General features: G+C 34.0%; 33 protein-coding genes. 6 read left to right on the top strand and 27 right to left on the bottom strand.

Annotated elements, in window-relative coordinates:
* Window positions 1–241: 241 nt before the first annotated feature.
* From FOL89_RS03180 to FOL89_RS03190, 3 genes are read left to right on the top strand one after another with little or no spacing between them, the layout of a single operon-like run.
* On the top strand, window positions 242–1,003 hold the full coding sequence (locus FOL89_RS03180; protein ID WP_144281401.1) for an alpha/beta fold hydrolase: 762 nt from the start codon (window positions 242–244) through the stop codon (window positions 1,001–1,003).
* Window positions 1,004–1,061: 58 nt separating this feature from the next.
* Window positions 1,062–1,685, top strand: a complete 624-nt coding sequence (gene yihA, locus FOL89_RS03185) for a ribosome biogenesis GTP-binding protein YihA/YsxC (RefSeq protein ID WP_144281402.1) — start codon at window positions 1,062–1,064, stop codon at window positions 1,683–1,685.
* Window positions 1,678–2,127 (top strand): GNAT family N-acetyltransferase, encoded by a 450-nt coding sequence (locus FOL89_RS03190; RefSeq protein WP_144281403.1) that lies wholly within the window; start codon window positions 1,678–1,680, stop codon window positions 2,125–2,127. Before yihA ends, FOL89_RS03190 begins: the two co-directional genes overlap by 8 nt.
* Before the next feature lie 75 nt (window positions 2,128–2,202).
* Here FOL89_RS03190 and FOL89_RS03195 read toward each other — a convergent pair whose 3' ends face one another.
* The 4 genes from FOL89_RS03195 to FOL89_RS03210 are packed head-to-tail and all read right to left on the bottom strand — an operon-like array spanning window position 2,203 to window position 5,060.
* Complete coding sequence (locus FOL89_RS03195; RefSeq protein WP_144281565.1) at window positions 2,203–2,433, bottom strand: DUF3820 family protein; 231 nt, start codon at window positions 2,431–2,433, stop codon at window positions 2,203–2,205.
* A gap of 14 nt (window positions 2,434–2,447) precedes the next feature.
* The gene (locus tag FOL89_RS03200; protein ID WP_144281404.1) at window positions 2,448–3,536 is read right to left on the bottom strand and encodes an AI-2E family transporter; all 1,089 of its coding nucleotides are present in this window, start codon (window positions 3,534–3,536) and stop codon (window positions 2,448–2,450) included.
* Window positions 3,537–4,268, bottom strand: a complete 732-nt coding sequence (locus FOL89_RS03205; RefSeq protein ID WP_144281405.1) for a beta-carotene 15,15'-monooxygenase — start codon at window positions 4,266–4,268, stop codon at window positions 3,537–3,539.
* 60 nt (window positions 4,269–4,328) lie between these two features.
* Window positions 4,329–5,060 carry a hypothetical protein gene (locus tag FOL89_RS03210; protein WP_144281406.1) on the bottom strand — a complete coding sequence of 244 codons (732 nt, stop codon included), beginning with the start codon at window positions 5,058–5,060 and terminating at the stop codon, window positions 4,329–4,331.
* Window positions 5,061–5,106: 46 nt separating this feature from the next.
* Here FOL89_RS03210 and FOL89_RS03215 point away from each other — a divergent pair, with 46 nt between their 5' ends.
* Both FOL89_RS03215 and FOL89_RS03220 read left to right on the top strand, forming a co-directional pair.
* Window positions 5,107–6,084 (top strand): aminodeoxychorismate synthase component I, encoded by a 978-nt coding sequence (locus tag FOL89_RS03215; RefSeq protein ID WP_144281407.1) that lies wholly within the window; start codon window positions 5,107–5,109, stop codon window positions 6,082–6,084.
* Complete coding sequence (locus FOL89_RS03220; RefSeq protein ID WP_144281408.1) at window positions 6,068–6,694, top strand: aminotransferase class IV; 627 nt, start codon at window positions 6,068–6,070, stop codon at window positions 6,692–6,694. Before FOL89_RS03215 ends, FOL89_RS03220 begins: the two co-directional genes overlap by 17 nt.
* 10 nt (window positions 6,695–6,704) lie before the next feature.
* On the opposite strand, the gene FOL89_RS03225 is transcribed toward FOL89_RS03220, so the two are convergent.
* The 7 genes from FOL89_RS03225 to FOL89_RS03255 form a co-directional block, all read right to left on the bottom strand.
* Entirely contained in the window at window positions 6,705–7,349 is a 645-nt protein-coding gene (locus FOL89_RS03225; protein ID WP_144281409.1) for a response regulator transcription factor, read from the bottom strand.
* Between the two features lie 21 nt (window positions 7,350–7,370).
* Entirely contained in the window at window positions 7,371–8,135 is a 765-nt protein-coding gene (locus FOL89_RS03230) for a sensor histidine kinase (protein WP_144281410.1), read from the bottom strand.
* A 16-nt stretch (window positions 8,136–8,151) separates the two neighbouring features.
* A complete protein-coding gene (locus tag FOL89_RS03235; protein WP_144281411.1) occupies window positions 8,152–8,790 on the bottom strand; it encodes a hypothetical protein in 639 nt (212 codons plus the stop codon).
* A gap of 11 nt (window positions 8,791–8,801) precedes the next feature.
* The gene (locus FOL89_RS03240) at window positions 8,802–9,362 is read right to left on the bottom strand and encodes a hypothetical protein (protein ID WP_144281412.1); all 561 of its coding nucleotides are present in this window, start codon (window positions 9,360–9,362) and stop codon (window positions 8,802–8,804) included.
* A 104-nt stretch (window positions 9,363–9,466) separates the two neighbouring features.
* Window positions 9,467–11,458 carry an excinuclease ABC subunit UvrB gene (gene uvrB / locus FOL89_RS03245; RefSeq protein WP_144281413.1) on the bottom strand — a complete coding sequence of 664 codons (1,992 nt, stop codon included), beginning with the start codon at window positions 11,456–11,458 and terminating at the stop codon, window positions 9,467–9,469.
* Between the two features lie 51 nt (window positions 11,459–11,509).
* On the bottom strand, window positions 11,510–12,952 hold the full coding sequence (locus FOL89_RS03250; protein ID WP_144281414.1) for a M56 family metallopeptidase: 1,443 nt from the start codon (window positions 12,950–12,952) through the stop codon (window positions 11,510–11,512).
* 2 nt (window positions 12,953–12,954) lie between these two features.
* A complete protein-coding gene (locus FOL89_RS03255) occupies window positions 12,955–13,326 on the bottom strand; it encodes a BlaI/MecI/CopY family transcriptional regulator (protein WP_144281415.1) in 372 nt (123 codons plus the stop codon).
* Window positions 13,327–13,435: 109 nt separating this feature from the next.
* On the opposite strand from FOL89_RS03255, the gene FOL89_RS03260 reads away from it, so the two are divergent.
* Entirely contained in the window at window positions 13,436–14,635 is a 1,200-nt protein-coding gene (locus tag FOL89_RS03260; RefSeq protein ID WP_144281416.1) for a PQQ-dependent sugar dehydrogenase, read from the top strand.
* A gap of 124 nt (window positions 14,636–14,759) precedes the next feature.
* Here the strand turns inward: FOL89_RS03260 and hemE are convergent, their stop codons facing one another.
* The 16 genes from hemE to FOL89_RS03330 form a co-directional block, all read right to left on the bottom strand.
* Complete coding sequence (gene hemE / locus FOL89_RS03265; protein WP_144281417.1) at window positions 14,760–15,791, bottom strand: uroporphyrinogen decarboxylase; 1,032 nt, start codon at window positions 15,789–15,791, stop codon at window positions 14,760–14,762.
* Window positions 15,792–15,832: 41 nt separating this feature from the next.
* Window positions 15,833–16,513 (bottom strand): uroporphyrinogen-III synthase, encoded by a 681-nt coding sequence (locus FOL89_RS03270; RefSeq protein ID WP_144281418.1) that lies wholly within the window; start codon window positions 16,511–16,513, stop codon window positions 15,833–15,835.
* A gap of 124 nt (window positions 16,514–16,637) precedes the next feature.
* Complete coding sequence (locus tag FOL89_RS03275; RefSeq protein ID WP_144281419.1) at window positions 16,638–17,294, bottom strand: peptidoglycan recognition protein family protein; 657 nt, start codon at window positions 17,292–17,294, stop codon at window positions 16,638–16,640.
* 5 nt (window positions 17,295–17,299) lie between these two features.
* A complete protein-coding gene (locus FOL89_RS03280; protein ID WP_144281420.1) occupies window positions 17,300–17,881 on the bottom strand; it encodes a DUF1287 domain-containing protein in 582 nt (193 codons plus the stop codon).
* A gap of 164 nt (window positions 17,882–18,045) precedes the next feature.
* The gene (gene hemC / locus FOL89_RS03285; RefSeq protein ID WP_144281421.1) at window positions 18,046–18,954 is read right to left on the bottom strand and encodes a hydroxymethylbilane synthase; all 909 of its coding nucleotides are present in this window, start codon (window positions 18,952–18,954) and stop codon (window positions 18,046–18,048) included.
* The gene (gene hemA, locus FOL89_RS03290; protein ID WP_144281422.1) at window positions 18,941–20,215 is read right to left on the bottom strand and encodes a glutamyl-tRNA reductase; all 1,275 of its coding nucleotides are present in this window, start codon (window positions 20,213–20,215) and stop codon (window positions 18,941–18,943) included. The genes hemC and hemA overlap by 14 nt, the downstream gene beginning before the upstream one ends.
* Window positions 20,216–20,609: 394 nt before the next feature.
* Window positions 20,610–21,143 carry a hypothetical protein gene (locus tag FOL89_RS03295; RefSeq protein ID WP_144281423.1) on the bottom strand — a complete coding sequence of 178 codons (534 nt, stop codon included), beginning with the start codon at window positions 21,141–21,143 and terminating at the stop codon, window positions 20,610–20,612.
* A 4-nt stretch (window positions 21,144–21,147) separates the two neighbouring features.
* Window positions 21,148–21,318, bottom strand: a complete 171-nt coding sequence (locus FOL89_RS17490; RefSeq protein ID WP_185146898.1) for a hypothetical protein — start codon at window positions 21,316–21,318, stop codon at window positions 21,148–21,150.
* Between the two features lie 61 nt (window positions 21,319–21,379).
* Window positions 21,380–21,946 carry an REP-associated tyrosine transposase gene (locus tag FOL89_RS03300; RefSeq protein WP_144281424.1) on the bottom strand — a complete coding sequence of 189 codons (567 nt, stop codon included), beginning with the start codon at window positions 21,944–21,946 and terminating at the stop codon, window positions 21,380–21,382.
* Between the two features lie 178 nt (window positions 21,947–22,124).
* Entirely contained in the window at window positions 22,125–22,472 is a 348-nt protein-coding gene (locus tag FOL89_RS03305; RefSeq protein ID WP_144281425.1) for a hypothetical protein, read from the bottom strand.
* Window positions 22,473–22,487: 15 nt separating this feature from the next.
* Window positions 22,488–22,874, bottom strand: a complete 387-nt coding sequence (locus FOL89_RS03310; RefSeq protein ID WP_144281426.1) for an EndoU domain-containing protein — start codon at window positions 22,872–22,874, stop codon at window positions 22,488–22,490.
* Window positions 22,875–22,887: 13 nt separating this feature from the next.
* A complete protein-coding gene (locus FOL89_RS17495; protein ID WP_185146899.1) occupies window positions 22,888–23,049 on the bottom strand; it encodes a hypothetical protein in 162 nt (53 codons plus the stop codon).
* A 126-nt stretch (window positions 23,050–23,175) separates the two neighbouring features.
* Window positions 23,176–23,460, bottom strand: a complete 285-nt coding sequence (locus tag FOL89_RS03315; protein WP_144281427.1) for a hypothetical protein — start codon at window positions 23,458–23,460, stop codon at window positions 23,176–23,178.
* A gap of 2 nt (window positions 23,461–23,462) precedes the next feature.
* The gene (locus tag FOL89_RS03320) at window positions 23,463–24,215 is read right to left on the bottom strand and encodes a hypothetical protein (protein ID WP_144281428.1); all 753 of its coding nucleotides are present in this window, start codon (window positions 24,213–24,215) and stop codon (window positions 23,463–23,465) included.
* A gap of 82 nt (window positions 24,216–24,297) precedes the next feature.
* The gene (locus FOL89_RS03325; RefSeq protein ID WP_144281429.1) at window positions 24,298–24,591 is read right to left on the bottom strand and encodes a toxin-antitoxin system YwqK family antitoxin; all 294 of its coding nucleotides are present in this window, start codon (window positions 24,589–24,591) and stop codon (window positions 24,298–24,300) included.
* Window positions 24,592–24,824: 233 nt separating this feature from the next.
* On the bottom strand, window positions 24,825–25,187 hold the full coding sequence (locus tag FOL89_RS03330) for a hypothetical protein (protein WP_144281430.1): 363 nt from the start codon (window positions 25,185–25,187) through the stop codon (window positions 24,825–24,827).
* Window positions 25,188–25,189: the final 2 nt, after the last annotated feature.

The following is a 25,189-nucleotide window of genomic DNA, read 5'->3' on the forward strand; positions in this document are numbered from 1 at the left end:
AAAATTTCCCACTTTTTCCCACTTTTTGACTTAATGTTAATAAGTTTTGATGTTCGTTGATTATCAGTTAGATAAATATTATTATTTGTCAGTCTTTAAAAGCTTTATTTATTGCATAAGAAAAAGAATTTCAAATTTCTTTTCAGAAGTGGGCGAATATATTATTTTTAGTTTAAATTAGAGACATCAAAACAATTTTGGTGTTTAATTTGTATTTTTGCAAGGCTTATACAGGCACTTTATGAGATTTAGTACAAAAAAAGAAAAGAAATATAACTTTATAGAAGCGGGAGAAGGTCATCCGCTTGTGCTTCTGCATGGGCTTATGGGTGGTTTGAGTAATTTTGATAAAATGGTGAATTTTTTTTCAGAAAACGGATTTAAGGTGTATGTGCCTCAACTGCCGATTTACGATTTGCCGGTTCTTAATACCAATCTTACAACCATTGCAAAATACGTTATTAAGTTTATTGAAACCACGATCGGAAAGCCGGTGACCATAGTAGGAAATTCTATGGGAGGTCATGTAGGTCTTATTTTAACACTAGCAAGACCGGATCTGGTTCAGAATCTGGTTCTTACCGGAAGTTCAGGATTATATGAAAGAGCTTTTGGTGATAGTTTTCCGAGAAAGAATGACCGCTCTTATATCAGAAAGAAAGCGGAGGAGGTTTTTTATGATCCTGCTATAGCTACTGAAGATTTAGTAGATGAAGTTTTCAGCGTGGTGAATGACCGAATGAAAGGCATCAAGACGGTAATGCTGGCAAGAAGTGCCATTAAACATAATATGCTGAATGATCTGCCAAAAATATCCAGACCTACGTGTCTGATTTGGGGGAAGCAGGATAATGTGACACCACCGGAAGTGGCGGAAGATATGCATAAATTTATTCCGAACTCAGATTTATTCTGGATTGATAAGTGCGGACATGCTGCGATGATGGAAAAACCGGACGAATTCAACGAAATTCTTTACAACTGGGTAAAAGATAAAGTATAAAACAATAGCCATTAAGAAAGTTCTTAATGGTTTATTTTTCTAAATAAAAATCAGATCAATGGTTATTAAAACAGCAACTTTTGTAAAAAGCAGCGGCAAATGGCAGGAATGTCCTGAGCCGAATATGCCTGAATATGCTTTTATCGGGAGATCAAATGTAGGAAAGTCTTCGCTTATCAATGCGATGATGAATCATAAAGATTTAGCAAAAACTTCGGGTACGCCTGGAAAAACTCAGCTTATCAATCACTTTTTAGTAAACGAAAACTGGTATCTTACTGATTTGCCGGGATATGGATATGCAAAAGTGTCAAAAGTTATCAGAAAAGATTTTGAAAAGCTCATTACCAATTATATTTTAAACAGGAGAAATCTGGTCAATCTTTTTGTGTTGGTAGACTCGCGTCACAGTCCGCAGAAAATAGATCTGGAATTTATCCAGTGGTGCGGAGAAAGCGGTGTTCCGTTTTCAATAGTATTTACAAAAGCGGATAAACTTAAACCTAATGTTGCACTCCAGAATATTGAAAATTATAAAGCTGAGCTTCTTAAAACATGGGAAGATCTGCCGGAATTGTATCTGACTTCAGCGGAAAAAAAAGAAGGCTGTGAGGAAATTTTACATTTCATTCAGAAAACTAATGAATTTTTAGCCAACAATAGTGTAAGTTTTGATGAGTAATATAATCTGGAAAGTAAAAAGTTTTGAAGAAATGACGACTTCTGAACTTTATGAAGTGATCAAAGCGAGAGTAGATGTATTTGTAGTAGAACAAAACTGTCCTTACCCTGATCTGGATAATTATGACAGAAAAGCCCTTCATCTATGGGCGGAAAAAGATCATACCGTTCTGGCTTATTGCAGGATTTTTGATAAGGGTATTAAATATACTGAATGTTCTATTGGGAGAGTTTTAACCTCAGAAAACGGACGCGGGAAAAATTTGGGAAAACAATTGATACAGTATGCTGTTGAAATCATTGAAAACCGCTTCAGAACTTCTGAAATAAGGATTTCTGCACAAGATTACCTGCTAAGATTTTATTCTTATTTCGGATTTGAAGATACGGGTAAAAAGTATCTTGAAGATAATATTCCGCATACGGAAATGTTCAGAAAATGAGATATGTTTTACGAACGATAAATAAATAAACCGGACTTTTCAATCCGGTTTTGTTTTTTGGTATTATTGAGTTCATTATTTTTTGAAATTGACTAATCCTTTACGAATGGGGATCAATAAATCTGTTAAACCGTTCAGTTTTATTTCATAAACCGTAGCAAGCTGCATCCCCAGTTTTCCTTTTGGCATTCCCTGCCTCTGAAACCATTCAAGATAACTGATCGGAAGATCTGCCAAAACCGTATTCTGATATTTCCCGAAAGGCATTTTTACGGTACATATTTCCTGTAAAATTTCAGGATTGATTCCATTCTCCATTTTTATACCATTAAATCTATTTTTTCTTCTAATTCATCATCTTTGTCAGGAAGCTGAAGCTCAGGCGTTTCATCATCTGAAAACTCATTTCTGTATACTTGGATCAGGAGCAAAGTAAATGACACCAGAATAGGACCGAAAACCAATCCCATAAATCCAAAGAGCTTCATTCCCATGATAATTCCAAAAACGGTGTTGAGCGGGTGAATATCTTCCAGTTTTTTTAGAAGCGTAAAGCGAAGAACATTATCAGTAAGACCTACTACAACCATACAGTAAGCTCCCAAACCCAATCCTGCGCCTGTATTTCCTTCTGCAATCATAAAAATACAGATCGGAACATATATAATGGCGGCTCCTACAATAGGAATCATGGAAGCAGCAGCGGTTAAAGCAAAAAGTAATATCGGGCTTGGTGCGCCAAAAATAAAGTAACCGATCAATGCAACAATTCCCTGACCCAATGCAACGACGGGAATTCCGATGGCATTTGCCATGATCAGTTTTCTCATCTTCTCTCCAATCATGGAGACGTTTGATCTTTTTAAAGGAGCGGCAGAAGCCAGAATGCGTTCAAATAATCTTGGTCTCTCAAACATAAAGTAGAGGATGAAATACATAGACATTACAACAGTCAAAGTATTGAGTGTTCCGCTAAGTGCTGAGGTAGAATATTTTCCGGCAAAATCTTTCAGCTTTGTCATGTTTTCTTTGCTCAGGATATCAAAATTTGTTTTAGAATAAACAAAATCATGAATCTTATCAATAAAAATATTGAACTTTTCCATGTACGCCTGTGCGTTTCCCAGCTTTTCGATCAGTAAATCAGCAATGAAATAAATTGGAAGAATAATGATAATCAAACTTGCGAACATCAATGCCAGAGAAGACGCCCAAGGTTTCCATTTTCGTTCTTCCTGAAGATAAAAGTTGTATTTCCTGCACACTACATAAATAGTAATTGCTCCCAAAACAGAGGGAATAAATAAAGCGAGATTAAAGCAGATAAGAGCTGCTAAAATCAAAATAATTGCAAGAAGAGATACCTGTTTTATTTTGATACTGCTAATTTGATTTTCTTTATGTAACATTTAGCGATTGATTATTTGTCTTGGTTTTCCTAAAAATGCACAGTAAGTGGAATACATTACTATGTTGATGAATGGTAAACTAAAAATTATACCAACACAGCATAAAAGTATTCCTGAAAGACTGATTATTCCTCCCAGTAATGCCGTGAGTAAAAAAACAGCGTAATTCTCCTTAGCAATATTAAATGTTTTGTTGAGAGCATCCATTGCAGTGGCATTTTCAAATAATAAAATAGGATATCCCATTAAAAATAAAGGATATACAAAAAGAAAAGGAAGCCCACAAAGCGATAAGGATACTAAATAAATGATAAAAGTGATAAGTCCGTAAAGCAATATATTGCCAAGATTTTGGCGATAACCAATAAAAAGATCAGAAAACTGAATTGGAATTTTTGTGTTAAATTTATTAGTTATGTAGATTAAACCTACCGTAAGCGGTGCAAGCAGAATACTCCAAAGTCCCGAAAAAGAGTAGTAAACCCGGGATTCAGGTCTTTGCCAAATCGGAGAATTAGAAGAAAATTCACCGAAATTTTCATAATCGAAATCCTGCCATACCGTGAATCCTGTTAAAGATTGGATAATGCTGTCGCCAATGATATAAATAATCATGTATAAGAAGACGTACAAAAATACCCCCTTATACATTTCGAAAGCATGAGAGATGATAGAGCCGGTTTCTTTTGCAGGAACCGAACCCTGCTCATCAAATTCGTTAAATTCTGACATAGTTTAATATTTTTATGATTACTCAAATTTAATTTTTTTGAGTCATTAAACCATGAAAGATTAAGGATTTTCTGCTTTTTCTGAAAAAATAATCTTGTAGAGAGAATAAATCATTGCATTCCAAAAAGGAAAAGTAAAAAGTGCGCCCACAAAAAACAGCCCAAATCCGATGTATTTGAAAATGAAAGCAATCAGAATACAAACAAAAATTTCAAGGAAGTAATTTTTCATCGCTTTGAAACTTAACGAAAGTCCTTCAAAAATGGTCTTGTTCTGGAAAAACATCAGCGGAGCGATGAATAAAGTAACTGCAATCCAGAATATTGGAAAAATGATTGTTCCCAAAAGCTGAGAGTAAGGTATGATCCAAAACAGAAAATAGGAAGCATATCTGAAAAAATTAAGACCATTGTACCCGACAAACAGATCCGAAAGGCTGATCTCTTCTTTCATATCCATTTTTCTGTAAATCTGGAAAAAGCCTAAATTTAAAGGATAAAGAAAAATGACCGTTCCTAAGACAGAGTACATAAACAACCTTGAACTTTCAGTTTGCGAAAGAACCTGAGCTTTCTCCAAATAAGCTTCTGTACTTGTTTTATAGGCTTCAATCAGTGCTTGATTCTGCTCCCATATTCCGAATTTTGTGGCGAAGAAAAACAGAGAGGTGAAAAATATTGAAAAATAAATAATGGAAAACATCAGCTGATAGATCAGCGTCTTATTCCAGTAAAAAAAAGCCTGCTTTACTATAAAATCTATTCCCGGTTTTGATGGATAATTCTCCTGCATTGAAATTTTTTATGCAAAAGTAAACATCAATAACTATTTTTGCGGAATGTTTTCTGTAAATACTCAAAAATTTTTGGAAATGGACGAACTTTCGCAGCAGAAGGTTCCTTTTTTCTTTATGATTGATTTTTTAGTAGACAATATTGAAATATTGAAAGAAAATGAATTAAAAGAAAGAGGTTTGTTGGTTGATTTTCAGATCTTTTCTAATGTTTCCGGACAACATGAGTTAACTAAAAACCCCAAGTTGCATTCTTATCCGGAAACGCTTGAAAGTTTCAGAAAAGGTTTTGATTATGTTCAGAAAAACATCCGCTTAGGCAATTCCTACCTTACCAATTACACCAGAAAAACCAAAATTAAAACAAATCTTAGCCTGGAAGAGATTTTTTATCATTCCAAAGCTAAATATAAAGTGTTATATCCGGAATTTTTCGTATTTTTTTCTCCTGAAACATTTGTGAAGGTGATCAACGGAGAAATTTTTACCTATCCTATGAAGGGCACTATTGATGCTTCTGTAGAAAATGCTGCAGACGTGCTGAAAAATGATAAGAAAGAAAAAGCAGAGCATTACACAGTGGTTGATCTTTTAAGAAATGATCTCAGCAGAGTCGCAGATGATGTAAAGGTGGATAAATTTCAGTATATTGATTTTTTAAAAACCCATCAGAAAGATTTGTATGCGATGAGTTCTGAAATTTCAGGAAAAATTAAGCCTGAATATAAAGAGAAAATCGGAAGTATGATGCAAAAACTTCTTCCGGCTGGTTCTATTCTAGGCGCACCAAAACCCAAAACACTGGAAATAATTCTCGAGGCAGAAGGCTATGATAGAGGATTTTATACAGGAATCTGCGGCTGGTTCGACGGTAAAAATCTCGACAGCTGCGTGATGATAAGATTTATTGAAAAAGAAAATGATGCTCTTTACTTCAAAAGCGGTGGCGGAATTACCCACATGAGCAAACTGGAAGATGAGTATCAGGAGATGAAAAATAAAATATATGTTCCAATTCATTGAAAGTATCAAAGTAGAAGATCAGGAAGCTTTCCTTCTTGAGTTCCATCAGAAACGTGTAAATCAGACCTTTGCCCATTTCGGAAAGGAAGGCTCTATTGATCTTGAGAAAATTTTTAAAGACCTCAATCACGATGAAGATGGTTTGTATAAATTAAAAATCACTTATGATTTAGACAAACATTTTCGTACAATGATGATTCCTTATGCTATTCCGGAAATTCATAGTTTTCAGTTGGTTGAAAATAATACTTACGATTATTCATTCAAATTTGAAGACCGGAAAGAACTGGAAAAAATGAAGATGAAATCTAAAGCTGAAGAAATTATTATTGTAAAGAATAATCATATTACAGATACTTCTTTTTCTAATATTCTTTTTCAGAAAGGTAAAGAATGGTTTACACCGGCTACTTATCTTTTAAACGGTGTACAAAGACAGAATCTTCTGAAAAAAAAGAAAATCAAAGAGATGGAAATTACCCTTCAGAATATTAAGGAGTTTTCTCATTTTCAGTTGATTAATGCGTTGAATGACTTTGATGACATGTTCATCTATCCGATTCACAAAATCAGCAATCTTCCGGGAAACAATGATTATTTGGATTTTTAATTAAATTGTTTCAGCACAGGTGATGTTTCATTGCAAAAAGTACAAGACCTACTCTGTTTTTTATTTCTAATTTAATGAAAACAGAATCTCTGTAACCGTCAATTGTTTTCGGGCTTACAAACATTTTGTCGGCAATTTCTTTATAAGTAAGTTCGCTGCATGCCCACTTAATAAATTCGAGTTCTCTTCCTCTCAGTTCTGAAAGTAAAGATTCGGTTTTGAGGTCTTCGGTTTTCACTTTTAATAATTTTTGAGCAACAAAATCAGTATAAAAACTGCCTTTTTCGTACACCGTATCAATTGCCTGAAATAAAATAGAAGGCTGCATATCTTTCAGCAAATACCCTTTGGCTCCTGCTTTCAGCATTTTGATCAGGATTTTTTCATCATCTTCCATAGTCAGAGCAATGACTTTGATTTCCGGATGATTTGTAGAGAGCCATTCGGTGGTTTCAATCCCGTTTTTAAAAGGCATATTAATATCCATCAACACAACAGCAGGAAATTCTTCTGTTTTTTGCAATGCTTCAATAAAATCTTCACCGTTTGGCTTATTCATCACAACGCGGTAATTGGGATTTTCCACAATCATATTTTCTAATGCTTTAGACATCAGGGTATGATCGTCTACAATAGCAATGGGGATTGTTTTCATAGGTAGCTTTTTAGGGTGTAATTAGTTTTTGTGATAAATGATAGTTGTCTGCGTTCCTTTTTCTAATTGGGAAGTAATGGAAAAATCTGCATAAATTATTTTTGCACGTAGCTGCATGTTTTTTAGTCCTGATCCGTCATTTTCTGTGGTGGTATCAAACCCTTTTCCGTTATCTGATATAGTAACGAAAAGATTTTCCGGTGTTTCATCAATAAGAATTTCTACGTTTTTAGCGTTTGAATGTTTCAAAATATTGTTAATACTTTCCTGAATGATTCTGAAAAGAATCAAGCCGTGCTTCGGAGAAATATCAATGTCGTGCTTTTGCGAAATGATTTCTATGTCCAAAAGTCTCAGTTTTCTGATTTTTAGAACCTCGCGTTCCAGAGATTCCATCAATCCGAAATGGATAACCTGCTCCGTAATCAATGTTTTTGATAAATTTCTAATGTCCTGAATGCACTCGCCCAGCAATTCGCTCAACTCTGTAAGTTCTTCTTTCTCCGAAGTATTTATTTTGCTGATGAGCTGGTTCTGTCTTAGCCTCACTACCGAAAGTTTTTGTCCCAGATCATCATGAAGTTCCTGACCGATGTAATTGAGTGTCTGTTCTTTAATTTCAATCTGAGAAGTCGTCAATTCTTTTTCAAAACGCATGTCTTTCTCTTTTTGCTGAATCAGCAAGGTGGTTTTTTTTTTAAGAAATATTACATAAACGAAAATCATCGTCAGAACTACGATTAGCAAGGTAATGGTAAAAATGATAACCAGATTATTCTGTTCCATACGATGATTTGATTATTTATATTTTTTCCGGTTTATTCAGAATCAGACCCAAAATGATAATAGCGTTATTGATAAGATTTAATAAAAATAGAATAAAAAAATAAATGTTCATAGAAACTGTAGTACGAAAGAAAAATATGGGAATGATTCCGATATAAAAAATGAGACAGGCAACGGAAATCCAGAATGGCAGATAGTTTTTTATCCTGAATATTTTATCAGAATTGAAGGTTTGATATAAAAACAGGATCACCGAAAAAGTGAGCAAAAGAATATTAACATAAAAAATGCTGAAGGAAAAATGCTTGAAAAAATCCGGATTAAAATAAATCATTACCCCAATATTTATCCAGAAAATCATCAGAAATAATAGTTGTATCTTTTTGAGAACAGGAATATAAAATAGGCGGTAATAATATAATAAATAAAGAAAAAAAGCACCGAAAACGCCTAAGATATAAAAGGTATCGGTTGGTTTTTTTGTTGCTCTAAAATAGAAATAGCAAAAAAGATCTATGACAGCAAGCAATATAAATCCGGAAAAAAAATATACGTTTACTTTCTGGATTTTTTTGTAATTCCAGAAAATCATCATCAGAACGATCACCAGAATGATCATTGATACTTTTTTGCTGATTTCTACATCCCAATTCATTTGCTTACTTTTTAGTTCATGGAATTGGTCAAAGAGTTGGGTGGCGGCGCAAGATTGGTCATGTTCAATGGCTGAATAGACTGAATGTCTTCATTTTCGTCCATCGTTTGTACTCTTTTAAGGGCTTTGTTGTTTTCTTTTTCCGCTTTTGCAGTCGGCATTAGAAAAACGGTTTGGTAACCTGCGTACTCAGGTTTTGCCATTTTACCTGCAGGATGATTTTCCGGATATTTTCCCAAATAAATTCTTATTCCGGGATCTTTCAGATTTTGTTTTTTAGCATTTTCTTTTACGTATTTGATGTAGCCTTCCATATCTTCCAGAGAAAACCAGTACCAACGGGAATCGGGATTTCCGTTTCTGGATTGGGCAAGAATCTGGTTGTTGGTTCTGGAGTATTCGTCAAACAAAACTCTGCTTTCTTCATAGGTAATCAGCTTCTTTTTGTAGCTGTCACTTACGGGTTCTTCCGGCGGAGGGGGAGTACATCTTACGGTAATGACTGCAATAAAAGCAAGTACAATCAGACTCAAAATTGAACCTGAATTTCTGAACAAAAATTTAGTTTTCATGTTTTACTATTTTATAAGGTTGTGTAACAAAGTTAGTTATATGCTTCCTTACAAAAAAGGGGTAAAACACCGTTTTTTAATCCAAAAAAAATATCGAAGCAATATTATCCTTTCAAAGCAGCAATCTCATCACGCAATTTGGCAGCTTTTATAAAATCTAAATTTTTAGCGGCAGCTTCCATTTCTTTCTGCTTCTGAGTGATAATTTTCTCTACATCTTCAGATGAATAATTGGCTTTAGTTTCTGCAACTTTCTGCACAATTTCTTTCTGGGTATATCTTTCATCAGGGAAATCCTTGCTTCTTCCTACCAGATTTTCGGATATCTTTTTATTTAATGCAGTCGGAACTTTGCCATGTTCCTCGTTGTATGCTATTTGTTTAGCCCGGCGATATTCTGTTTCATCCAGGGTATTCTGCATAGATTTCGTAATTTTATCAGCGTACATGATGGCTCTTCCGTTCACATTTCTCGCTGCACGTCCTACAGTCTGAATCATAGATCTTCGACTTCTGAGCATTCCTTCCTTATCTGCATCTAAAATGGCAACCAATGAAACTTCGGGTAAATCTAAGCCTTCTCTCAATAAGTTTACTCCAATTAAAACATCAAACAATCCTAAACGAAGATCCTGCATAATCTGAATACGCTCAAGAGTTTCTACGTCAGAGTGAATATATCTTGTTCTGATTCCGAATTTTGTGAAATATTTGGTGAGTTCTTCTGCCATTTTTTTGGTTAAAGTAGTCACAAGAACACGTTCGTCAATCTCTGCACGTTTCCGGATTTCTTCCATTAAATCATCAATCTGATTGACAGTCGGACGAATTTCAATAATAGGATCTAAAAGTCCGGTAGGACGAATAATCTGTTCAATGTATTCCCCTCCGGTTTTTTCAAGCTCATAATCTGCAGGAGTTGCCGAGACGTAAATAACCTGATTTTGAATCGCTTCAAATTCTTCAAATTTCAAAGGCCGGTTATCCATTGCAGCCGGAAGACGAAATCCGTACTCTACTAAAGCTTCTTTACGGCTTCTGTCGCCGCCATACATAGCATGAACCTGCGGAACGGTAACGTGGCTTTCATCTATTACCATTAGAAAATCTTTAGGGAAATAATCTAAAAGGCAGAATGGTCGTGATCCGGGAATTCTTCCGTCCAGATATCGGGAATAATTTTCAATTCCTGAGCAATAACCCAGTTCTTTAATCATTTCAAGATCAAGCTCGGTACGTTCCTGAAGTCTTTTTGCTTCAAGCGGTTTTTCGATAGAACCGAAAAAATCAACTTGTTTTACCAGATCGTCCTGTATGTTTCTTATCGCTCCGTTTAATGTTTCTTTTGAGGTCACAAAAAGATTGGCAGGATAAATCTGAATCTGTTCAAAATTGGACGTTACATTTCCTGAAACCGGATCAAAACTTTGGATTTTTTCTATTTCGTCACCAAAAAACTGAATTCTTACTCCGTTATCCGCATATGCCGGAAAAACATCTACTACATCGCCTTTTACCCTGAATGTACCTCTTTGGAAGTCTCCTAAGGTTCTGGAATATAGCGCATTAACTAAAGAGTGGAGTAGGGATGTTCTTGTGGTTTTTTCACCAATAGCCAGTGAAATCAAAGATTTATGAAATTCTGACGGATTTCCGATACCGTAAATACATGAAACTGAGGCTACAATCAGTACATCTCTTCTTCCTGAAAGCAAACTTGCAGTGGCTGAAAGTCTTAATTTTTCAACCTCTTCGTTGATGCTGAGATCTTTTTCTATATAAGTTCCCGAACTTGCAATATAGGCTTCAGGCTGATAATAGTCGTAATAACTCACGAAATACTCTACTGCGTTTTCAGGGAAAAATTCTTTGAACTCCATAAAAAGCTGGGCGGCCAAAGTCTTATTGTGTGCCAAAACCAAAGTCGGTTTCTGTACATTATTCACTACATTAGCAATAGTAAAAGTTTTTCCCGAACCTGTTACCCCAAGTAAAGTCTGATATTTTTCACCGATTTCGACCCCTTTTGTCAGTTTTTCAATAGCGGTAGGCTGATCTCCGGTTGGTTTGTATTCTGATTGAAGATTGAATTTCATACAACAAATTTAGGAAATAAAAAAGAGTTCGAATCGGACTCCTCAATATAATTATTGTGCTTTTTTAGGATTTTCAAAATGTAAAGCCATCGGTAGACTAAATGCAGTTCTCACAGGTTTTCCATCATCGGTTGCGGGCTTCCACAATGTTTCTCCTAATGCTAATCTGACTGATCTTTCTGCTTCCTTATTAAAATCTTCATGGGTACCTTTTCCAATTATTTTTTCTACTTTCCCTTTTTCATCAATGGTTATATAGACGGTAGATTTTAGAGTTTCTTGGTCATTTTTGATATAAGAGGCATCAAATATTTCTATTGCTTTTTTTCTTATGTTTGATACTCCGCCCGGAAATTCTGCCTGTATAAATTTTGCTGACGGGGGTGGAGGCGGAGGAATGGAAGACTCACTGTTTGTAATAATATTTTCCTCAGTTTTCGCATTTGCTTCTTGTCGGGGTTTTATTGTGTCTTTTTTTGTTTGTAATAAAAATTCACCTGTATCACTTTCTTTAAACTTAATACTGATATCTTTTTTTGCATCAACATTTCTAGGTTGGTCATAAGCTTCAGAATGATCATATGACTGTTTTTTTGCATTTAATATTATTTTTGAATCATCAATTCCAGTATTATCATTCGCATATACTTTTTCGGCAAAAGCGAATGTAAGTACGATAAATACTGGTAATGCCAGACATTTTTTGGCTGTTGCAAATTTTGAATTCTTTTTTGTCATCATAATAAATCTTTTTTTAGTGTTATTAAAATTAAATTGGTGTATTAATTGTAAATTTTGCTGTTTCAGGATTTCCTGTAAAATGAGCTCCTGATAGATTTTTACATTTTTATTTTCTGCAATTACAGCTTCATCAGCGATAAATTCATGATTGTTGATAATTGCTTTTTTATAGAAATAAATGAAAGGATTAAACCAGAAAACAGCTTTTACAATTTCTATAAAAAGAATATCGGCTGAATGTTTCTGTTTAATATGAATTTCCTCATGAAGAAAAATAGAATCATCAATTCTGGAATCCTTAAAATAATTTTCGGAGAGATATATTGTATTCCAAAAGCTAAAAGGAGCTAAGTCATTTTCAAGAAGAATAATTTTTCTATTTTGATAGGTGGTCTTTCTTCCCTTCAATCTTTTGATTTTAAAAAATGAATATCCAAATTTTAAAAGTAAAATACCTGTTACTATGCAATTGACAATCAATAAGAAATCTCCATAATCAAAGTTTTCTTCTTGAGATATAATCGGAGTTTGTAAAATTGGTTTTTCAGCTTCTTCTGTAAAAACAGTTTTTGGGATCTGTTCCTGAACCTGTTGAGTTTCTATGGTAAAAAATGGAATGATTAACGAAAAAACTAAAGCAACAATCAAATAATATCTGTTGAAAATGAATGTTCTTTCTTTCGACAGGAATAAATAATAAATACCTAGTAAAAGCCCAGAACAGAGAATTGTTTTTATAAGAATCGTTTCCATGATTAGTCTTTTATTTCTTTATCAATAATATCACGGAGTTCTTTCAGCTGTGTTTGTGTCAGTTTTGAATTAGAAGTAAAGAATGAGGCAAACTGTGTTACAGAGCTGTTGAAAAAACGGTCAATCATAGAAGTCATTTCTTCCTTGAAATATTCGGTTTTTGCTACTTTCGGGAAGTATTCGCGCGAATTTCCATAAACTTTAAATCCTACAAGATTTTTGTTCTGCATTCTTTTGAGAAGTGTTGCAACGGTGGTTGCAGCGGGTTTCGGATCAGGATAAGATTCCAGGATATCTTTCATAAAAGCTTTTTCTTTTTCCCAAAGAAAATCCATCAGAATTTTTTCGGAATTGGTCAGTTTTATTTCTTTCATGTTCTACAATTTTTAAATTTATTCTACAAATGTAGAGATTAGTTTTTATTGTGCAAATTTTATGGCATTATTTTTCCACTTATCAAAAAAACGAATCTTAAATATTATTATGAAAAAACTACTCTTACCTATTTTGATGGCATCTGCCACAACCATTGTATCGTGTCAGGGAAAAGGAAAACCAAGTGAGCCATCTGCAAAAGAAGAAAAACCCAACACCAACTACCAACCTGCTTTCGAAGGACAGACCAGAATTACTCCCGTAAAAACCTCAACTCCATATAATGTAGAAGTTTTGAATACGTCTTTGGGAAAACCTTGGGGAATCATCAATCTTCCTGACGGACGTTTTTTAATTACCGAGAAATCAGGCTTTATGAATGTTGTTTCTGCTGACGGAAAACAAGTTTCAAAAATTGAAGGCTTTCCTGAAGTAGATTCCAAAGGGCAGGGTGGAATGCTTGATGTAGCTCTTGATCCTGACTTTAAAACGAATAACATGATATTCTTCGTTTTTTCTGAACCTTACGGTGAGGGAAACTTAACGTCTGTTGCAAAAGGAAAACTTTCTGCAGATATGAAGAATATTTCTGATGTAAAAGTGATTTTCCGTGCTACTCCTTCTTATGATGGAGATAAGCATTACGGTAGCCGGCTTGTTTTTGATAAAGACGGAAACCTTTTTGTGAGCACCGGAGAAAGATCTGATAAGGTGACAAGAGTATATGCCCAGAAAACAGATAATTATTTAGGAAAAATTTTAAAAATAACGAAAGATGGAAAACCTGCTCCCGGAAATCCATTCATTGGGAAAGAGGGCTATAAGCCGGAAATCTATGCTTTCGGAATCCGTAGTCCGCAAGGTCTTGCTTTAGATGAGAAAGGTCAGCTTTGGGATATTGAAATGGGACCGAGAGGCGGTGATGAAATTAATTTGATTCAACCCGGAAAAAATTACGGATGGGGTGATGTAACTTATGGTATTGAATATAACGGCGACAAGATCAATAACGGAACAACCCAAAAAGAAGGAACAGAACAGCCTGTTTACTATTGGGATCCTGTAGTTTCTCCAAGTGGAGTCACTTTTTACAACGGAAATATTGAAGAATGGAAAAACAACCTTTTCATTGCCTGTCTCAGCGGACAGCATATTAACAGAATTGTTCTGAAAAATAATAAAGTTGTAGGTGAAGAACGCCTTTTATTAGATCAAAAAGAAAGATTTCGTGATGTTTTGAGTGCTATGGACGGAAATCTTTACGGTATTACCGACAGTGGAAAATTATATAAAATTTCCAGAAAATAAATTCTTGCTTAATCAAATCGATATGTAATTCCGGTGCAGATAAATATTATGCACAGGAAATAAAAATCCCTTTCATGAAAATGATAGGGATATTTATTTAAAGCTATTTTAGTAAGTATAAATGTTAATTACTTGGTTTCCATTCCACAACTGCTCTGATAAAAGCTTCCGCATTTTCTACCGGAATATTGGGTAAAATTCCGTGTCCCAGATTAGCAATGTATCGGTCTTTTCCAAAGCGATTAATCATTTCGGTAACCATTTTTTTAATAGTTTCGGGACTCGAATGTAATCTTGCAGGATCAAAATTTCCCTGTAAGGTAATTGAATTATTGGTAAGCTTTCTTGCTGTTTCCGGACTTACTGTCCAGTCTACGCCCAATGCGGAAGCATTAGAATTTGTCATATCTTCCAATGCAAACCAGCATCCTTTTCCGAAAACGACAACGTGCGTCAGCGGACTTAAAGCATCTACAATCTGGTTAATATATTGCCATGAAAATTCCTGATAATCAATAGGAGAAAGCATTCCGCCCCAGGAATCAAAAACCTGAACGGCAGATACACCTTTTTCTACCTTTCTCTTTAAATAAGCAATGGTGGTATCGGTAATTTTCTGAAGCAGTAAATGTGCCGCTTCCGGTTGTTGGAAACAGAAAGATTTTGCAATATCAAACGCTTTGCTTCCTTTTCCTTCCACACAATAGCAAAGAATGGTCCAAGGAGAGCCGGCAAAACCAATCAGAGGAATCTCGTTGTCTAATTTCTGTAAAGTAAGTTCTATTGCATCAAAAACGTATCCTAAAGTTTCATTCACATCGGGAACAGCAACATTCTGTACATCTTCCATGGTTCTGATCGGGTTATCCAGCCACGGACCAACAGATTCTTTCATTTTAAAATCAATTCCCATCGCCTGTGGAACGACCAGAATATCAGAAAATAAAATCGCTGCATCTAAAGGAAACCTTCTGATCGGCTGTACAGTTATTTCCGAAGCCAATTCCGGGGTCTGACATCTTGTGAAAAAGTCGTACTGATCACGGAGTGCGATAAATTCCGGCAAATATCTTCCTGCCTGTCTCATCATCCAAACCGGTGGTCTTTCTACGGTTTCTCCACGAAGTGCTTTTAAGTATAGGTCGTTTTTAATCATATATAATTGATGGTTGTTGGTTTTCACTAAGTGTTTTTAGGCTAAATCTTTTTTAAATTGCTTCTGATAATTGATAACAGATTTAACAAAGTATTTTGTTTGCTTGTGAAAATCTCAGATTTTGTATGTTTTTTTAATTCCTTAGAGGTAGTTTCTCCAATCGAAAAAAGAGTGGCAGCTTCTAAAGAGTTATTTTTTGCAAAACTACGAACTCCGCTTGGGCTAAAAAAAACTATTGCGTGATATTTCTCATTTATTACAGGGTAAAGTTCTTCTGTTTCATAAACTGTGACTTTTTTATACTCAATATTCTGCAGCGGAAGCTCTCTGTCTAAAACATCTAAAGCTAAATTTCCGCAAAAATGAATGAATTTTTCGTGCGCACAGTTTTCAGTAATAAACTTAGATAAAGTTTCTGCATTTTTCAAAACTTTGAAGGTACCGAAACCGTTTTTGCGGAGTTCTTTTTTCGTTTTTTCTCCTACACAGTAGATTTTATTGTAGTTTTTGGCTGTGAAATCTTCGTTTGGCTGAAACTTATTTTCAAAAAATGCCTTTACACCGTTTAAGCTTGTGAAAATTAAAGATCGATCTTTTAAATCAAAACTTTTCACGGGAAGTGATTTCGTTTTTATTACCTCTATATAATCTGCCGAAATATCATTTCCTAACTTGTCGGAAATGTATTTTGGATCAATTTTTTTGGTAAATAAAATGTTCATTGTTTTGTTTATTCTAAAAGATTTTAATGCAAAGTCCGCAAAGATTTTCTTTTAAATTATTGAGAATATTTTTCGTTCGCAAAGGTGTTACATCAGCAAAGAGCGTAAAGTTTTTTGGTATTAATTATGGTTTATCTTTTAATTTTAAATCAGAAACCTTCTCTCTGACTTTGGTCATGAAATCTTTTCCCGGGTCTTCTTTTCCTGTGAAGTATTTTGCGTCAGATTCTTTCCAAAATTTAGAATTTCTGAAAACACCATATTCCGAGTGTCCGATGAGGTATTCTATTTTATATTTTTGAGCTAAATATCTTACCAACTGTGCGTTTGCAGTAACTTGTTTCTCCGTAAGAGGCTGCTTTTTGCTTCCTATATTTTCAACTCCGATGGCGCAGTAGTTTAAGCCTATTGTGTGTCTCGCAAACATATTCGGTTCCATCAGCTGATAAATCGTTCCGTCTCTGTCTATGATAAATTGTGATGTAACATTTAGTGTACTTTGCTTTTTTAAAGTATTTCTGGAGTTTTCAAGATGAGTTTTGTTGAAATATTTATAGTTGCTTTCAACGGTTCCGCCTGCAGTGTAATGCAAAACAATCATTTTAGGATTGATCACGGGAGTTTTTTGTATTAAACCATGATGATCCTTCAGATATTCAAGGCTCAGTCTTACTCTCTCCTCGTTATAACTGATGGGTTTACTGATGATTTTAATTTCGCCTTTCTGTGCCACTGAAAAGCCGCCCATCAATAAAAACACAAAGTAGATCAAGTTTTTCATATCATTTATTTCTGATATTGATAATGTCCTGTAACAGTAAAATTGAACAAGCAATCTTCAATCACTTGTCCGCCACCAATATTATGAACAATTAAATATCTTTTTCCGTCTGCAGATTTTTTGTTGATCACAATTCCGATATGCGTTAAATTTCCCGGAAGAAGCCATGTTACAATATCTCCGGGAACATACAATGTGGGATTCCTCTCAATAGGCTTAGATTTGCCAAATTTAGCAAAGAAAACCTGCAGGTTGGGCACTCTTCTGTGATCAATATTGGTATCTGGTTTTTTCAGACCATATTTTTTAGGGTATTTAGAAAAATTTTTCTTCATATCTTCATGTAATTCTTTCTGAAGATCTATTCCCAACTTTCTGTAGGCACGGATGACGACATCTGTACAAACGCCTTTGTTTGCAGCGACATCCCCATTAGGATATTTGATTGAATAATAGGCAGGATCGTAAGTTACTTTATCTTTTGTTAAGCTTACAGCAGCATCAGAAAGCTTTTGAGCAAATGCATTCTGAGCATTTACAGCACAAATAAAAAACATGAAAATAAATACGGAAAAATACTTTTTCATTGACTTAATTTTGATCAGAGACAAATGGGCAAAGTTCAAAAATTAATTTTGAATACTAAGAGATTTTAGACATAAAGAAATGTTAAGATTCAGATCAATATAAATTGAGAAGTCTCTTTTAAATAATTAGATGAAAAATATTTAACGCATTCTGTATTAATAGCTTATATTTGTGTTTTAATCTCAGCCATTAGTTCTTTACCTCCATTTTCAAGTACGATATTGGCAAATTTTTCACCGAAATTTTCTTCTTCATTGTATTCAAAACTTTCGTCGGTTGCAATATAATTTTTTCCGTCCAGCGAGCAGAGTGCTGCTTTAAAGCGGATCTGGTTTTCTACTATTTCTGCAAAAGCACCAATGGGAGCGGTACAGCCGCCTTCCAGTGTGCTAAGGAAATTTCTTTCGATCTCTACGCAGATTTGTGTTTCTTTGTGAGAAATTTGTTTCAGAATGTCGTTGATCTCCTGTTTGTCAGAATGTCCGGCAACGGCAATTACGCCTTGAGACGGCGCAGGAATCATTAAAGGGAGCATTTCGTAATCAATATCCATATTCATCCTTTTGATTCCGGCCAATGACAAAAGTGTGGCATCAAAATCCTGCTCTTCGAGTTTCTGAAGCCGGGTCTGGATATTGCCTCTGATGTCGGAAAACTCTGCATCCGGATAATGTTTGAGCCAGAAAGCTCTCCTTCTTAAACTGCTGGTTGCTAATTTAAGTTCGTGAAATTCTTTATTTTCGGCAGATTTTCTTCTGATGAGAACATCCTGCGGATAATCTCTTTCGAGGTAGGCGATCAGCTCAATATTTTCCGGAAGTTTAGTCGGTACATCTTTCAAAGAATGAACTGCGATGTCGATTTCGTCATTCAACAAAGCAGTATCCAAATCTCTCGTGAAAATGCCCGTAATTCCCAGAGAATATAAAGGCTGATTGAGATTTTTGTCTCCCGAAGAAACAATCGGGATGATTTCTGTAAGGTGATTAAGGTTTTGTAAGTGCCTTGCTACTTCTCTTGCCTGCCAAAGTGCAAGTGCCGAATTTCGGGTTCCTATTCTAATGCTTTTCATTGAATTCTTTATTGGGTTGTTCAACTAAAATTTCGTGCATTAATTTACTAATTTCTTCGGCTTTCAAAGGATTATCAATGATATATTTTGCAAATCGGCTGGTAATTTTCTGAATCATCTTGTCAGAAAGCTCCATGTCGTTGATATTGACATATTTATTTTTTCGGTAGAAATTATGCATTTCGTTGCGTTCCATGTTTTTCAGAACCGCTTTGAAGTGATGAATGTTGGGCGCAAGTTTTCTCTTTTTTTCCCATTCCAGAAAGTCTTTTGCCATTTCTTTGATAATTTTTTCGGCTTTCGGGATTTCTTTTTCTCTTTGCTGAATGGTTTCCTGAATCTGCTTGGAAAGTTCATCCACATCAATCAAAGTTACATTTTCAAGTTCCGAAACAGTGGTGTGAACATTATTCGGAATTGAAAGATCAATGACCAGAATTTCTTTTCCGTTTTTCAGGTGAGTTTGGTTGATGATCGGCGCTTTTGCCCCGGTTGCCACGATAAGGATATCCGTGCTTTCCAGTTCTCTCTCAAAATTTCCATAATCAATATTCGGGATATTGTATTTTTCGGAAATTTTTGCTGCTTTTTCCTGAGTCCGGTTGGCAATTTTGATTTTCGGCTGATAAACATGTTTTACCAGGTTTTCTACCGTATTTTGTCCGATTTCCCCAACTCCGAGAAGAAGAATATTTTTTTCGGTAATTCTTTTCTGGTTGTTTAAAATATAATGCACCGCTGCATAAGATACAGATGCAGCACCATTTGAGATTGCGGTTTCGTTTTTTATTTTTTTGGAAATCTGAATGGCAGAATTGATGGATCTTTCCAGAAACGGATTGGAGTTTTTCCTTTCTTTTTTGAATCGGGCATAGGCTTTTTTGATCTGTCCTATGATTTCAAAATCTCCGATGATCTGACTTTCTAATCCGGCTGCAACTCTGAAAAGATGATTCAAAGCTTCTTCCTTCGTTAAGATATTGGCAAACTGCAGAAAATCTGAAAGATTGACGCCAATGGTTTTGCAGTATTCTTCTGCCACAAAAAGATAGTTGGAAGTAGTGGTATAAATCTCGGTTCTGTTGCATGTGGAAACTACAAATGCATCTCCCAGATTTTCCTGATGGATTCTTTCAACAAAATTTTTAATATTATCATCAAAAAAAGCAAATTTTCCCCGTGTTTCCACATCTGCCTTTTCGTAGCTGATGGATAAAACAGCAAAATTTGATGTCTGATGAATATTATTATACTGTGTCATAATCAGGGGCAAATTTACGGAATTTTTGGCGAATTGTCCTCTGATTGTCTGTATGATAATTATCGTAAAAACCTATGAATTTAAAAATGATTTTTATGGAAGTGTATTAATATTTATACTAATGGAAATTGTTATTAAAACAGCCATGTTATTGTGGAATTTGTAATTTCTGCTCATCTTTATGTTTATATAAAGATAAAACTTTTGAAGTAGTTTTAAAATAGAAGCCACACGAAGGGATTCGTGCGGCAGCGGGGGGATGGCTACGGTAAGCTCACCTGATAAAGATAATAATTCTAACCAAAATAGGTATTCTGATAATGTTTTCCCAGCAGCATTTCTTGCTCCTGTAAGTTTTGCTTACAAAAAAAACCACCCGCAGGTGGTTTGACTATTAATGAAATCTTTTTGATTTTTTCATGTTCGCTTTTAATTTAAAGAAAGTAGGAGTCGCTTCAATGTATTCTATTCCGCTATCGGAGTTTACTGTGTACTTGTCTCCGTTTTTTGAATAGTTTTTCCCGATTAAATATTCCTCTACAGTATTTGTAATCTGTGCAAAAGGATTTACAAACTCAAATTCTAAATACTCAAAATGATCTTCTATATTATATTTAAATTTCAAAGATTTCAAATCTTTTCTATATTGAGTTTCTTTAAAATATAAAACTCCATCAGTTTTTTTTTCTTTTGTAATAGTTTTCGAAATAAAAGAGCTCAATAATGCTCCATCTGCATACTCATTTTTAAAAATAGCAACAATTACCCAAATAAAATCTTTAAGAGTGCAATGTTTTAGATAGTTTTCAATTTCCGTTTTTTCCTCATCAAATTTCATAAGTTCTTTAAAACTTTCCATAGGATCGTCAATTATCCGCATCGGTTCTACATAGTAGAACGGCTCAAAATTTAATTTTTCTCTTTTCATAATATTATTGATATTTTATATATTCTATTACTTCTCCTAATTCTTCTATCCAAGTATCGGCTATTTTTTGATCGTACAAACGCCTAGCAATCTCGTCTCCATTCTTAGCTTTTGTTATAATTTCTGCCTGTTCATTATTAACTCTATTAATAATACGTCTAATTATTTCTTTCAAATCATCCCCCTCCGAAGGCAAATCCCTCCGCTGCCGCACGATTATATCGTGTGGTCTGATATTACAAATCAAACATTCTAAAAACAACAATGTAGTCTAACAAACCTTTTTCATCAGCATAATCAACAGCACTGCTGTACCTGTAGTCTTCTGCACGAAAAACCAAACCTGCTTCCACAGGATTCTGATGTACATAATTAATTTTTTGGAAAATAACTTTATTACTCCATAGTTCAATGGGTTTATTATCGTGTCTCCAAAATTGATATTGACTCACATTCGATGTTTTTGAGCCTTCTTTAAGAAAGAAATCCAGCAGAAATTTTTTTCTGCTTTCTTTAGGATTTTCTTTTATTGCTTGTACAATTGCTTTGCTTGTAAATCTTTTTAAATCGCCAATAAGAAGTTCTGGTTTCTGCTTATTTATACTTCTGAAAACCAAATGCACATGGCTTGACATAATGCACCAAGCATGAATTTCCCAACCTTTATTCTTTTGGCAGAATCTTAGACTTTCCAAAAAAATTTCTTTATATTCATTTCGGATAAATACATCAAGCCAGCCTACAACGGCAAAACTTATAAAGTATAATCCTTCGGGATTGTGGAATTTGTAATTTCTACTCATCTTTATGTTTTTATAAAGATAAATAAAATTACAATTTGAGAAACTTTGTTAAAAGGAAAAGCGACACGAAGGGATTCGTGCGGCAGCGGGGCAATTTCTAGTAGTAGGATTTTTTTTAATTTTTCTAAAACAAAAAAAGTAGCTGCCCAAATTTTTGGACAGCCTTCTCTAGATAATTTTAACTGTTACTTTCTACAAATTTTTTAAAATCTTCTAAAAATTTTAAAAAATCTTCATGAGTAAGTTGTAAGGTTGAAGATTTTGGATCTTGCTTGCCTGCTCTTTGGGCAAGCATATCTATAAGCAAAACCCCTTTTTGGTTTACATAGATTTCTAAATCTTCCGAAGCCCAATTGTACTCTTCTCCATAAGGTTTTGTTCTTCCTAATTTTACACCATCGATGATTGTCTGAACTTTTTGAGGAGTCCACCCCCAACTTCCAAAATTATTTAATATTTTTTTTTCAGATATGACGCCATACATAACTGTACCATCCCAATCATATTTTTTAAAGTCGTATTTCATTTTAATTTTAATTTTTTATAATAATGGATATGAGTTTATAATATTTCCTAAGTCATCAATCTCAATAAGAATATCGAAGTTTCCTAAAGAGTCCTTCATCTTATATTTCTTAAATTTCAAATTAATAGAATTTGGATCTAGCCCTACTCCTTTCATAACAGTATTTTCATACACCAAAGCTACTTCTTCCTTTATTCTTTTCACGCTCCAGTTTCTAGGAAACATTGATGATTCTGCACTTTTGGGAAATAACTTTCCTTTTAAGCTTTTTATTGTTACTCTTGCTTTAAATGGTACATCTTTTGGCAAGTCTGCAACTCTTGTTATTCCTGGTGGTTCTAATACAGAATCTACTTTTAAAAATTCATTCAGCCAATGTCCGCCTTGTCCTTTTTGTACAATGTAAAAATCATCTTTAAAGAATTGTTAATTTTTCTAAAGCAACATCTCCACTTAAATGGTGTACAAAGTTTGCATCAAATTTATCTGCATATTTAATATAAATTTTTTCGCGTAGCAATCCTTTGAGTATATCTTCTACTTTTTCCACATCATAACTTGCCCTTTTCAAATTCATCAAAGTCTTTTGGTACGCTTTATCATAACGGTTTCCTTGAGCAACAATTTCGCCTTTGTAGACTAAAAGTAAAATATTATATAAGTAAAAGAGACTGCCCTTTCTAGACAGTCTCTACAGTAAAATTTATAGATACTTAGACAATTCTTCATCTTTATAATAATAGTTTTTGAAAAAAAATATTATATCATCTATTTTAATGCTGTTCAACATTAATAAATTGGCAATCAAATTACCATCATTAATTTTCTCTATAGTCCATTTTTTAGTTTCTTTTATTAAAACAATATCAAATTCCTTATTATCATAACTTGAACTAAAAACTTTTCTATTTTTATTATCTCTTTGCTCTTTCTTTAAATGAACAAATCCTTTAAAACCAATAAGGTTCAATTTTTCTTCTATAGTCATAATTATTTATTTTTTAAGAATATAACATCTACGGAAATATAAATTCCATCAGAGTTTTTAATTGTAGTATCTTCTATTTTAACATTAGTAAAGCCTAACTCGTTTGCCATTTTACCAGTAAAAGTTCTTTTCGCAGCATTTTCTGGTGTCATTCCTGCTTTAATAAACTCATTGAAAGAATACAAATTATCTCCAATTTTTTTACTTGCTCTCCAAGTACCTCTAATCTTGAAAATCTCATCATATTCATTATTAATAAAATTAAATAAATTTTTGAATATTTTCCTTCCGTTTTTTTCTAAAGAAGTGTTTTTTGTGACAATTGAAATATTAAACTCTCCATCACTATCCAACCAAGCTTTAGCAACATTTTCATTTTCAACTCCCCGAATAAAAGCCCAACCATCTTCTTCAATTATCTTATTTATTTTTATTTGTTTTATTAAGTCCTCTAATATTTCTCCCACTTTTTTTACATCATAGCTTGCTCGCCTCAAATCCATCAAAGTCTTTTGATACACTTTGTCATAACGACTACCCTGAGCAACAATTTCCCCTTGATAAATCAAAGCAAATTTTCTGCTTGGACTTATCGCTCCTATTATATCCGGGTTAATACCTTTTTCTATTTGACCCAAAGTATTTGCAGCATCCAGCTCCATAAAGAAAGCGCCATTTTGTACTAAAGCATCACATTCTACCGTTTTTGAAAAGAACCCTGCACTTGGGATTACCCATTCTGTCTGTTGAAACAAGCGCAAATCTTTCCTTTGGAAAACTCCGCTGTCCGATAATAAGGAAATAAAAATATGGCAACCAAAAAGTTGTCATTAGTGTTTAAAAAGAGGAAATTAAATTACCATCTTTATCCCATTCTTTGAAAGTATCATCAATGGTTATATTATTATGGTTATTTGATTCTTGATTTAACTTTCCATTTTCAAAATAATATCGTATCCAACCCTCTTGATAACCGTTCTCATATTCTTCCTCTTTAAAAACAACGCCATTGTCATACTTAGAAAAAACAATTCCAGTAAATGGTTTTTCTTTATAATAAAAAATTGGAACACCTCCGCCATCTAATCTAGGAATTTTTAAATCTTTATCATTCTTTTGTATTCGTAACATATTTAAAATATTTAATTGATTAAACAAAATTTTAAAATCCAACAAATTTTACTCCTTTGGTAATATAAAAACAGTGTACACAGGGAGGTTGAATAGTTTTTGAAGAACTACCCAGTATATAGTTTGTAAAAACCTTAGCTAGTGTCTCTCAAATCTTACTGTGTTTAAATCTAAAAATTATGAAATTTTTTGAAAATAAAATACGGCAACTTGCGGTTGCCGTTGGTTAATTTTTAAATATTACTTTCTACAAATTTTTTAAAATCCTGTAAAAATTGTAAAAACTCTTCGTGTTTAAGTTCCAAAGTAGAGGACTTTGGATCTTGCTTGCCTGCTCTTTGGGCAAGCATATCTATAAGTAAAACCCCTTTTTGGTTTACATAGATTTCTAAATCTTCCGAAGCCCAATTGTACTCTTCTCCATAAGGTTTTATTTTTCCTAATTTTACGCCATCGATGATTGTCTGAACTTTTTGAGGAGTCCACCCCCAATCACTAAACCGACCTAATGGGTAATATATTCTCTCTTCAAGTCTTATAAAATAGTATGGATATTTATCAATATCCAATTTTTGAGTTTCAAATTTATATTTCATTT

The organism is Chryseobacterium echinoideorum (assembly GCF_007474535.1).
In the GTDB taxonomy this organism is placed as follows: Bacteria; Bacteroidota; Bacteroidia; order Flavobacteriales; family Weeksellaceae; genus Chryseobacterium; species Chryseobacterium echinoideorum.

Coding starts and splice junctions, on each gene's coding strand:
- FOL89_RS03180 (WP_144281401.1), top strand. CDS start 242: ATGAGATTTAGTACAAAAAAAGAAAAGAAATATAACTTTATAGAAGCG.
- yihA (WP_144281402.1), top strand. CDS start 1,062: ATGGTTATTAAAACAGCAACTTTTGTAAAAAGCAGCGGCAAATGGCAG.
- FOL89_RS03190 (WP_144281403.1), top strand. CDS start 1,678: ATGAGTAATATAATCTGGAAAGTAAAAAGTTTTGAAGAAATGACGACT.
- FOL89_RS03200 (WP_144281404.1), bottom strand. CDS start 3,536: ATGTTACATAAAGAAAATCAAATTAGCAGTATCAAAATAAAACAGGTA.
- FOL89_RS03205 (WP_144281405.1), bottom strand. CDS start 4,268: ATGTCAGAATTTAACGAATTTGATGAGCAGGGTTCGGTTCCTGCAAAA.
- FOL89_RS03210 (WP_144281406.1), bottom strand. CDS start 5,060: ATGCAGGAGAATTATCCATCAAAACCGGGAATAGATTTTATAGTAAAG.
- FOL89_RS03215 (WP_144281407.1), top strand. CDS start 5,107: ATGTTTTCTGTAAATACTCAAAAATTTTTGGAAATGGACGAACTTTCG.
- FOL89_RS03220 (WP_144281408.1), top strand. CDS start 6,068: ATGTTCCAATTCATTGAAAGTATCAAAGTAGAAGATCAGGAAGCTTTC.
- FOL89_RS03225 (WP_144281409.1), bottom strand. CDS start 7,349: ATGAAAACAATCCCCATTGCTATTGTAGACGATCATACCCTGATGTCT.
- FOL89_RS03230 (WP_144281410.1), bottom strand. CDS start 8,135: ATGGAACAGAATAATCTGGTTATCATTTTTACCATTACCTTGCTAATC.
- FOL89_RS03235 (WP_144281411.1), bottom strand. CDS start 8,790: ATGAATTGGGATGTAGAAATCAGCAAAAAAGTATCAATGATCATTCTG.
- FOL89_RS03240 (WP_144281412.1), bottom strand. CDS start 9,362: ATGAAAACTAAATTTTTGTTCAGAAATTCAGGTTCAATTTTGAGTCTG.
- uvrB (WP_144281413.1), bottom strand. CDS start 11,458: ATGAAATTCAATCTTCAATCAGAATACAAACCAACCGGAGATCAGCCT.
- FOL89_RS03250 (WP_144281414.1), bottom strand. CDS start 12,952: ATGGAAACGATTCTTATAAAAACAATTCTCTGTTCTGGGCTTTTACTA.
- FOL89_RS03255 (WP_144281415.1), bottom strand. CDS start 13,326: ATGAAAGAAATAAAACTGACCAATTCCGAAAAAATTCTGATGGATTTT.
- FOL89_RS03260 (WP_144281416.1), top strand. CDS start 13,436: ATGAAAAAACTACTCTTACCTATTTTGATGGCATCTGCCACAACCATT.
- hemE (WP_144281417.1), bottom strand. CDS start 15,791: ATGATTAAAAACGACCTATACTTAAAAGCACTTCGTGGAGAAACCGTA.
- FOL89_RS03270 (WP_144281418.1), bottom strand. CDS start 16,513: ATGAACATTTTATTTACCAAAAAAATTGATCCAAAATACATTTCCGAC.
- FOL89_RS03275 (WP_144281419.1), bottom strand. CDS start 17,294: ATGAAAAACTTGATCTACTTTGTGTTTTTATTGATGGGCGGCTTTTCA.
- FOL89_RS03280 (WP_144281420.1), bottom strand. CDS start 17,881: ATGAAAAAGTATTTTTCCGTATTTATTTTCATGTTTTTTATTTGTGCT.
- hemC (WP_144281421.1), bottom strand. CDS start 18,954: ATGAAAAGCATTAGAATAGGAACCCGAAATTCGGCACTTGCACTTTGG.
- hemA (WP_144281422.1), bottom strand. CDS start 20,215: ATGACACAGTATAATAATATTCATCAGACATCAAATTTTGCTGTTTTA.
- FOL89_RS03295 (WP_144281423.1), bottom strand. CDS start 21,143: ATGAAAAGAGAAAAATTAAATTTTGAGCCGTTCTACTATGTAGAACCG.
- FOL89_RS03300 (WP_144281424.1), bottom strand. CDS start 21,946: ATGAGTAGAAATTACAAATTCCACAATCCCGAAGGATTATACTTTATA.
- FOL89_RS03305 (WP_144281425.1), bottom strand. CDS start 22,472: ATGAAATACGACTTTAAAAAATATGATTGGGATGGTACAGTTATGTAT.
- FOL89_RS17495 (WP_185146899.1), bottom strand. CDS start 23,049: ATGAATTTGAAAAGGGCAAGTTATGATGTGGAAAAAGTAGAAGATATA.
- FOL89_RS03315 (WP_144281427.1), bottom strand. CDS start 23,460: ATGACTATAGAAGAAAAATTGAACCTTATTGGTTTTAAAGGATTTGTT.
- FOL89_RS03325 (WP_144281429.1), bottom strand. CDS start 24,591: ATGTTACGAATACAAAAGAATGATAAAGATTTAAAAATTCCTAGATTA.
- FOL89_RS03330 (WP_144281430.1), bottom strand. CDS start 25,187: ATGAAATATAAATTTGAAACTCAAAAATTGGATATTGATAAATATCCA.